Consider the following 8,436-nt stretch of genomic DNA (forward strand, 5'->3'; position numbering starts at 1 on the left):
GCCGGAAGCCGGTCACGACGGCCTGGGCGGGCCGCTCGCCGTGGACGTACGCCTCACGCATCCGGGTGACGAGGAAGACCTCGTAGTCCATGGCGAGACCGAAGACGACACCCACCATGAAGATCGGCATCATCGACATGATCGGGCCGGTCTGCTCGACGCCGAACAGGCTGCCCAGCCAGCCCCACTGGAAGACCGCGACGACCGCGCCGAGGGCCGCGACGACCGAGAGCAGGAAGCCGAGGGCCGCCTTGAGCGGGACGAGGACGGAGCGGAAGACCAGGGTCAGCAGGACGAAGGCGAGCCCGACGACCAGGGCGAGGTAGGGCACCAGGGCGTCGTTCATCTTCTGCGAGAAGTCGATGTTCATCGCGGTGGCGCCGGTGACGAGGACCTCGTCGCCGGTGGCGTCCCGGATGTCGTGGACCAGCGTCTCGGTGGCGGCCGAGGAGGGCCGGTCCTTCGGGACGACGGTGATCATGGCGGCGTCGCCGGCCTTGTTGGCGGTCGCCGGGGTGACGGCGGCCCAGCCGTCGAGGCCCTTGATCGTGGAGACGGTCCGGTCGGCGGTGGCCCGGTCGCCGTCCACGACGACGAGGAGGGGGCCGTTGGAGCCGGGGCCGAAGCCGTCGGACAGCAGGTCGTACGCCCGGCGCTCGGTGGCGGAGACCGGCTTGACGCCGTCGTCCGGCAGGCCCATCTCCAGGGAGGCGGCGGGGACGGCCATGGCGCCGAGGCCGAGGACGCCGACGAGCAGCACCATCAGGGGGCGGCGGACGACGAAGCCGGCCCAGCGCGTCCCCGCGTTGGGCTTCGCCGGGGCCCCGGTCGTACCGGCACCCTGCTTGCCCGCCTCCCTACCCTCGGCCGCCTTGGCCGCCTTGCGCTCCTTACGGCTGACGATCTTGTCGCCGGCGAAGCCCAGCAGCGCCGGGATGAGGGTGAGCGCGATGAGGACGGCGATCACCACGGTGCCGGCGGCGGCGAAGCCCATCTTCGTCAGCATCGGGATGTTGACGACGGCCAGGCCGACGAGGGCGATGACGACGGTGAGACCGGCGAAGACGACGGCGGAGCCCGCCGTGCCGACCGCGCGGCCCACGGCCTCCTCCTTGTCCCGGCCCTCGGCGAGCTCCGCGCGGTAGCGGGAGACGATGAAGAGGGCGTAGTCGATGCCGACGGCCAGGCCGATCATCGTGGCGAGGGTGGAGGTGGTGCTGCCCAGGTCCAGGACGTTCGCGAGGGCCGTGATCGCGGAGACGCCGATGCCGACGCCGATGATCGCGGTGAGCAGCGGGAGCCCGGCGGCCACGAGCGAGCCGAAGGTGAGGACGAGCACGATGCCGGCGATGACCACGCCGACGGCCTCGCTCGCGCCCTGCTCCGGCATGGTCTGGAGCGCGTCACCGCCGATCTCGACGGTCAGCCCCCTGCCCTGCGCGTTGTGCCCGGTCTCCTTGAGGGCGTCCCGGGTCGCGTCGGTCAGCTCCATCGCGTTGACCTTGTACGTGACGGAGACGTAGGCGGTCGAGCCGTCGCGGGAGACGGCCTGCGTGGTGTACGGGTCGGAGACGGCGGCGATCTGGTCCGAGCCGGACTTCAGGGCGGCGACGGTCTCCTCGACGACGGCCTTGTGCGCGGCGTCGGTCATCTTCCGGCCGTCGGGGGCCTTGAAGACGACGCGGGCGGTGGCTCCGTCGGCGCCGGCGCCGGGGAAGCGTTCTTCGAGCAGGTCGAAGGCGCGCTGGGCCTCGGTGCCGGGTATGGAGAAGGAGCTGGAGGTGGCGGCGGGCGCGGTGGCGGCGCCGACTCCGGCGACCGCCAGGAGCGCCACCCACAGGAGGGCGACGAGCCGTCGGCGCCGGAAGGCGGAGCGGCCCAGCTTGTAGAGGAAGGTGGCCACGGGTGCGTACTCCCGGTGTGATTGGGACAGGGCATGGGGAGCCGGCCCGACGGCGTGAGCGGTACGCGTCAGGTGGTGCGGGGTGCTGCGGGTCGCTGCGGGGACAGCGGGTGTCAGACGCCGAGTGAGGGGAGCACGACGGCGTCGACGTAGGCGCTGAGGAACGCGTGGTCGACCGGCTGATCGTCGATCAGCGGACGGGCGACGAACGCGCCGATCAGCATGTGCGGGACGAGCGAGAGCGCCGGGTTCCCGGCGTCGACCTCGCCCCTGCGGACGGCCCGGCCGAGGACTTCCGCGAGACCGTTCATCTCGGGTGCGATGAGCAGCTCGCGCAGGGCCTGGTGCAGGTCGGGGTTGTCGTGGACGGCATGGGCCAGACCCCGCATCAGCGCGGCGTCCTTCTCCATCTGGCAGTCGTCGGTCCGCTCCAGGAGCGCCTGGAAGTCCCCGCGCAGGGAACCGGTGTCGATCTCGGTGAGATCGACCGGCTTGTTGTGGCGCAGGGCACGGGCGACCAGTTCCGGCTTGCTCCCCCACTGGCGGTAGAGGGTGGCCTTGCTGGAACGGGTGCGGGCGGCGACGGCGTCCATGGTGAGGGCGTCGTAGCCGACCTCGCGGAGGAGGTCGAGCACGGCTTCGTACAGCTCGGACTCACGCTCGGGGGTGAGCCTGCTGCGTGCCATGACCGGTCTCCCGTCCGATCGAAACGGTGTCGTACACCTCGACCCTACCCGCACCCTCATCGAAACGAAACCGTTTCGTACGTGTTCTGGGACACACGGCGTCCGGCCCCGCGCCGGCCCTCCCCCGTACGGGTGCGGCGGGTGGACACGCGTACGAGTTGCCGCGCCCCCTTCGCGCGGAAAGCATGAGGGGGTGAGCGACGACGTGGCCTACCTCCGTTTTCCGCACCTCCACGACGACCTGCTGTGCTTCGCGGCCGAGGACGACCTGTGGCTCGCCCCCCTCGTACCCGAGGGCGAACGGCCCGGCAGAGCCTGGCGGCTCACGGTCGACCGCACCCGCGTCGGCCCGCCGCGCTTCTCCCCCGACGGCCGCCACGTGGCCTACACGAGCTGGCGCAGCCTGGACCCCGAGATCCACCTCGTGCCCGTCGACGGCGGACCGGCCCGACGGCTCACGCACTGGGGTTCCACCGACACCCGGGTCTGCTCCTGGACGCCGCCGGACAAGGACGGCCGCTCCGACATCCTCGCCGTCTCCTCGCACGGCCAGCCCTTCTCGTACTTCTCGTGGGCCTACACCGTGCCCACCGACGGCTCGCCCGGCGGCCGCATGCCCTGGGGGCCGGTCAGCGACATCTCCTGCTCCGACCAGGCCGGCGGGGAGCGCCGCACCCTCCTCCTCACCGGCCGGCCGCCGCACGAGCCCGCCGCCTGGAAGCGCTACCGGGGCGGTGCCACCGGCCGGCTCTGGCTGCACGGCGAACGGCTCCTGGCCGACCTCGGGGGCCAGCTCGACGCACCGATGTTCGTCGGCGGGCGGATCGCCTTCCTCTCCGACCACGAGGGCATCGGCAACCTCTACTCCTGCCTGCCCGACGGCACCGACCTGCGCCGCCACACCGACCACGACGCCTTCTACGCCCGGCACGCCTCCAGCGACGGCCGCCGGGTCGTCTACCAGTGCGCGGGCGACCTGTGGATCGTGGACGAGCTGACCCCGGACTCCCGGCCGCGCAAGCTGGAGGTACGACTGGGGGGCCAGCGCGCGGGCCGCCGCCCCTATCAGGTGCCCGCCGCCCACCACGTCGACGCGCTCTCCGTCGACGAGACCGGCCGCGCCAGCGCCGTCGGGGTGCGCGGCAGCCTCTACTGGCTCACCCACCGCGACGGCCCGGCCCGCGCCCTGACCGACACCCCCGGGGTGCGGGTCCGGCTGCCCGAGATGCTCGGCAGCGGGGGCCGGATCGCGTACGTCACCGACGCCGAGGGCGAGGACGCCATCGAGGTGGCGTACCTGCCGCGCGCCACCGGCGACCGGCCGCCCCGCCGCCTCGCGCAGGGCCTGCTCGGCCGGGTCGAGGAGATGGCCGCCGACCCCGACGGGGACCGCCTCGCCGTCGCCTCCCACGACGGCAGGCTGCTCCTGATCGACACCGGTGAGGACTCGGGCGGCCTCGAGGTCACCGGAACCGGCGAGGAGCCGGACGGTACGGAAGAAGCCGCGGCCCCAGGTACGGACGGGGTCCCGGGTACGGACCGGCCCTCAGGCACGGAAGGGGTTGAGGGCGCGGAAGGCACCGGGGCCACGGACGGAGCCTCCGCCACGGAAGCGGCGCCCGCCCGCGTCACCGAGCTCATCCGGTCCGTCAACGGCCCCGTCCGCGACCTCGCCTTCTCCCCCGACGGCGCCTGGCTGACCTGGTCGCACCCCGGTATCGGCCGCTCCCTGCGCTCCATCAAGATGGCCCGCATCGCCGGCCCCGGCGCCCCCACCGTCGTCGACGTCACCAACGGCCGCTTCGAGGACGAGAACCCGGTCTTCACCCGGGACGGCCGCTATCTGGCCTTCCTCTCCTGGCGGGGCTTCGACCCGGTGTACGACGTCCACACCGGCGACCTGTCCTTCCCGCTGGGCTGCCGCCCCTATCTCGTACCACTCTCCTCCGCCACGCCCTCCCCCTTCGCGCTGCTCCCCGACGGGCGGCCGGCGGCCGGCGGGCTCGACCCCGACGACGCCGTGGACACCGGGGACGGCACGGTCACCGTCGAGGTCGAGGGCCTGGCCGACCGGGTCACGCCCTTCCCGGTCGCCGCCTCCAAGTACTCGGCCCTGCACCCGGTCAGCGGCGGCGGCCTGGTCTGGCTGCGCTGGCCCATCTCGGGCGCGCTCGGCGAGACCTTCGCCAACCCGGCCGACACCTCGGGCCGCCCCACCCTGGAACACTTCTCCGTGACCCGGGCGCGCCGCACCGAACTCGCCAAGGACCTGGACTGGTTCGCCGTCAGCGGTGACGGCAGCCGGCTGGTGATCGTGGACGAGGGCGAGCTGCGGGCCGTGCCCGCCACCGAGCCCGGCGACGGCGACTCGACCGTCTACCTGGACCTGCGGCGCATCCTGCACGAGGTCGACCCGGGCGCCGAGTGGCGGGGGGCCTTCGACGAGGCGGGGCGGATCGTCCGCGCCTACTTCTGGGAACCCGGCATGGGCGGGGTCGACTGGTCCGCGATCCTGGACCAGTACCGTCCGCTGGTCGAACGGGTCGCCTCACCCGACGAGTTCGCCGATCTGCTGCGCGAGGTCATGGGCGAACTCGGCACCTCGCACGCCTACGTCACCCCCGCCCGCCGCAACGAGGGCCCGCCGCACTACCAGCGCCCGCAGGGCCTGCTCGGCGCCAACTTCGTGCCCCGAGAGGGCGGCTGGACGGTGAAACGCATCCTGCCCGGCGACTCCTCCGACTCCAAGGCCCGTTCACCGCTCGCCGGCACCGGCATCCGCCCCGGCGCGATCCTCACCCACGTCGACGGCCGGCCCGTGGACCCGGTGGCCGGGCCGTACCCGCTGCTCGCCGGCACCGGCGGCACCACCGTCGAGCTCACCTTCACGCCCGCCGAGGGCGAGGGCCGCGCCCGCCGGGTCGCCGTCGTCCCGCTCGTGGACGAGCGCCCGCTGCGCTACCAGGACTGGGTCACCAAGCGGCGCGCGGTGGTCCGGGAGCTGAGCGGCGGCCGGTGCGGCTACCTCCACATCCCCGACATGGGCGGCTCCGGCTGGGCGCAGTTCAACCGCGACCTGCGCATGGAGGTCTCACGGCCCGCGCTCATCGTGGACGTGCGCGGCAACGCGGGCGGCCACATCAGCGAGCTGGTGATCGAGCAGCTCACCCGGAAGATCCTGGGCTGGGACCTCACCCGGAACGCGCAGCCCGTCAGTTACGCCTCGAACGCCCCGCGCGGCCCCGTCGTCGCCCTCGCCGACGAGGCCACCTCCTCCGACGGCGACATGATCACCGCCGCCTTCAAGCTGCTCGGCCTCGGACCCGTGGTCGGCCAGCGCACCTGGGGCGGGGTCGTCGGCATGACCGGCCGCCACCGGCTCGGCGACGGCACGCAGATCACCGTCCCGATGAACGCCGCCTGGTTCCCCGAGTACGGCTGGTCGGTCGAGAACCACGGCGTCGAACCCGACCTCGCGGTCCTGCGCACCCCCCTGGACTGGGCCGAGGGCCGGCACGCCCAGCTGGACGACGCCGTGCACGTGGCGCTCGCGCTCCTGGAGAAGACACCGGCCGCGAGCCCCCCGGGCTACGAGGACGTACCGGACCGCTCGCGTCCGAAGCTGCCCCCGAGGTCGAGCTCGTAGGCGATGCCGGGCTCGCCGGGCCCGAGGCCGACGCTGCCGACGGCCCCGAAACCGACACGGGTGAGGACCGCGCGGGAGGCGTCGTTGGCGAGGGCAGCGGCCGCGGTGAGCCGGCGCAGCCCGTACTCCTCGACGGCGAGCCGGCACACCTCCCGTACGCCCCGGGTGGCGAGGCCCCGGCCGGTCGCCTTCTCGGCCAGCCGGAAGCCGAGTTCGGCGGTGCCCTCGCGCGGGTCGACGCCGAGCAGGTTGACCCGGCCGAGGATCTCCCCGCCCTCCGCCACCAGCACGTGGAAGTGGATCTCGCCGGCGTCCTGCGCCTCCAGCAGCTCCCGGTACCGGGCGTCGAACTCCTCGAAGTACGCCTCGCCCCGGTCGGGCACCGAGCGGGTGAAGAACGCCCGGTTCTCCCGCTCGAAGGCGAGCAGGGCGGGCCCGTGGTCGGATCGGATGCGCTCAAGTACGGCCATGGGCGCCACGGTACGGAGAACCGGCCCGGGACGCGCGCGACTTATGCGCCAAGATCACGCGCGAAAGGCGCACCCGGCGTCCCGGGTGCGCCTTCCTCAAGGACGGCCGACGCCGAGCGGCGTCAGACTCCTCGGGCGCCGTACGGCGGCGGGGTCAGGACTCGTAGTCCCGGTTCCGCTGCTGGGCGTCCTGCTGCGGGCGGCGCGTCTGCTCCGCGGCGCGCTCCCGGCCCTGGGCCGCACGCTCACGGCCCTGGGTGGCGCGCTCCGACGCCTCGTTCTTCGCCTTGCCCGCGGCCTGCTTGGCCTGCTCCTTGAGCTGCTCGGCCTTGTCCTTGAACTGGTCCATGCCCATGAAAGTTCACTCCTAGAAGGGTGTGAGGGGGACGGGGCCCGTTGGCCCCGGGGGCACGACCAGATTCGCATGGGCGAACATACTTCGCATGTCGGAGCATCACGGTACGTAACGGGCCGGGGCCGGGCCCCTGTGCGGGGCCGGCCCCCTCCCTCAGGCCCGTTCCGCCCGCGCCGCTTCGTCGGCCGCGCCGCCCGCGCCGACCAGGCCCTTGGAGACGGTCCCGAGCCGCGGCCCGAAGCGCTCCACCTCGCGGCGGCCCACCGTGGCGATCAGGCCCGGGAGGTGGCCGCGCACCGACTGCATCCCGCGCAGCCACCACTGGGCGTACACATGGGCCGAGCGCCGCTCGATGCCCGCCACGATCCGGTCCACGGCCGGGCCGAGGGGGTACGTGCGGTTCGCCGGCCACGGCAGCCGCCGCCGCAGCTCCTTCATCACGTCGTCCTGGTCGGCACCCCGCACCATGTCCGTGTCGGTCCAGGAGAGGTAGCCGACGCCCACCTTCACGCCCCTGTGGGCCACTTCGGCGCGCAGGCTGTGCGCGAAGGCCTCCACGCCCGACTTGGAGGCGCAGTACGCCGTCATCATCGGGGCCGGGGTGATCGCGGCGAGCGAGGCGATCTGGAGGAAGTACCCGCGGGATTCCATCAGGACGGGCAGGAAGGCCCGGCCGGTGACGGCGCCGCCGATGAGGTTGACCTCGATCACCCGCCGCCAGGCGACCGGGTCGGAGTCGACGAACGGACCGCCCGCCGCGACACCGGCGTTGGCGACGACGATGTCGACCTTTCCGAACCGTTCCTTCACCTCGGCCGCGACCCGGGCCATGGTCTCGTGGTCGGTGACGTCGGCGTGCCACCAGTCGGCCTCGGTGTGCAGCCGCCCCGCCACCTCCTTGAGCAGCTCCGGTTCCAGGCCGACCAGCGCGATCTTCGCGCCGCGCGCGGAGAGCTTGCGGGCGAGGAGTTCTCCGACGCCGCGGGCACCTCCGGTGACGACCGCCACCTGTCCTTCCAGGCTCACCCTGCTCATGCCTCTGCCTCCTCCTTCGCCCCCAGGTAGGTGAGGGTCAGTTCGCGGATGGCCGCGGTGACGGCCTCGGGTGCCTCCACCGGCGTCATGTGGCCCACGCCGGCCAGCTCGACCAGGCCCGTGCAGTGCGGCAGCGCCTCCGCCATCGCCCGGGAGTGGGCGGCCGGGGTGAGCCGGTCGGCGGTGCCGACGAGCACCGCCACCGGAAGCCGCAGGTCCGCGAGGCCGGCCTGGAGATCGAGGCCGGCCAGGACCTGCGACCAGCCGTACCGGGCGGGGCGCGGGCAGGCGTGCACGATCCGGGCGCAGGTGTCGACCCGGTCGGGCGCCGAACCGGGGCC

7 protein-coding genes are annotated in these 8,436 nt (G+C 73.5%); 1 reads left to right on the forward strand and 6 read right to left on the reverse strand.

From position 1 onward, the window contains the following. Both RIF68_RS18170 and RIF68_RS18175 read right to left on the reverse strand, forming a co-directional pair. Nucleotides 1-1,903 (reverse strand): MMPL family transporter (locus RIF68_RS18170; protein WP_309052321.1); only part of this gene is annotated, 1,903 nt, incomplete at its 3' end. Nucleotides 1,904-2,016: 113 nt separating this feature from the next. Next, complete coding sequence (locus RIF68_RS18175; RefSeq protein ID WP_309052322.1) at nucleotides 2,017-2,589, reverse strand: TetR/AcrR family transcriptional regulator; 573 nt, start codon at nucleotides 2,587-2,589, stop codon at nucleotides 2,017-2,019. 193 nt (nucleotides 2,590-2,782) lie between these two features. Here RIF68_RS18175 and RIF68_RS18180 point away from each other — a divergent pair, with 193 nt between their 5' ends. Continuing rightward, nucleotides 2,783-6,235 carry a S41 family peptidase gene (locus RIF68_RS18180; protein ID WP_309052323.1) on the forward strand — a complete coding sequence of 1,151 codons (3,453 nt, stop codon included), beginning with the start codon at nucleotides 2,783-2,785 and terminating at the stop codon, nucleotides 6,233-6,235. On the opposite strand, the gene RIF68_RS18185 is transcribed toward RIF68_RS18180, so the two are convergent. The 4 genes from RIF68_RS18185 to RIF68_RS18200 form a co-directional block, all read right to left on the reverse strand. After that, entirely contained in the window at nucleotides 6,178-6,705 is a 528-nt protein-coding gene (locus RIF68_RS18185; RefSeq protein ID WP_309052324.1) for a GNAT family N-acetyltransferase, read from the reverse strand. The two genes, RIF68_RS18180 and RIF68_RS18185, sit on opposite strands and share 58 nt — an antisense overlap. Before the next feature lie 154 nt (nucleotides 6,706-6,859). Then, on the reverse strand, nucleotides 6,860-7,060 hold the full coding sequence (locus tag RIF68_RS18190) for a hypothetical protein (protein ID WP_309052325.1): 201 nt from the start codon (nucleotides 7,058-7,060) through the stop codon (nucleotides 6,860-6,862). A gap of 153 nt (nucleotides 7,061-7,213) precedes the next feature. Next, entirely contained in the window at nucleotides 7,214-8,095 is an 882-nt protein-coding gene (locus RIF68_RS18195; RefSeq protein ID WP_309052326.1) for an SDR family oxidoreductase, read from the reverse strand. Further along, the coding region (locus RIF68_RS18200; protein WP_309052327.1) for an alpha/beta hydrolase at nucleotides 8,092-8,436 on the reverse strand (345 nt) is incomplete at its 5' end. The genes RIF68_RS18200 and RIF68_RS18195, both read right to left, overlap by 4 nt.

This window comes from Streptomyces sp. (assembly GCF_031178505.1).
In the GTDB taxonomy this organism is placed as follows: domain Bacteria; phylum Actinomycetota; class Actinomycetes; order Streptomycetales; family Streptomycetaceae; genus Streptomyces; species Streptomyces gulbargensis.

What these genes read in the sequence shown, in the direction of transcription:
- RIF68_RS18175 (WP_309052322.1), bottom strand. Translation starts at nt 2,589, where the DNA reads ATGGCACGCAGCAGGCTCACCCCCGAGCGTGAGTCCGAGCTGTACGAA.
- RIF68_RS18185 (WP_309052324.1), bottom strand. Translation starts at nt 6,705, where the DNA reads ATGGCCGTACTTGAGCGCATCCGATCCGACCACGGGCCCGCCCTGCTC.
- RIF68_RS18190 (WP_309052325.1), bottom strand. Translation starts at nt 7,060, where the DNA reads ATGGGCATGGACCAGTTCAAGGACAAGGCCGAGCAGCTCAAGGAGCAG.
- RIF68_RS18195 (WP_309052326.1), bottom strand. Translation starts at nt 8,095, where the DNA reads ATGAGCAGGGTGAGCCTGGAAGGACAGGTGGCGGTCGTCACCGGAGGT.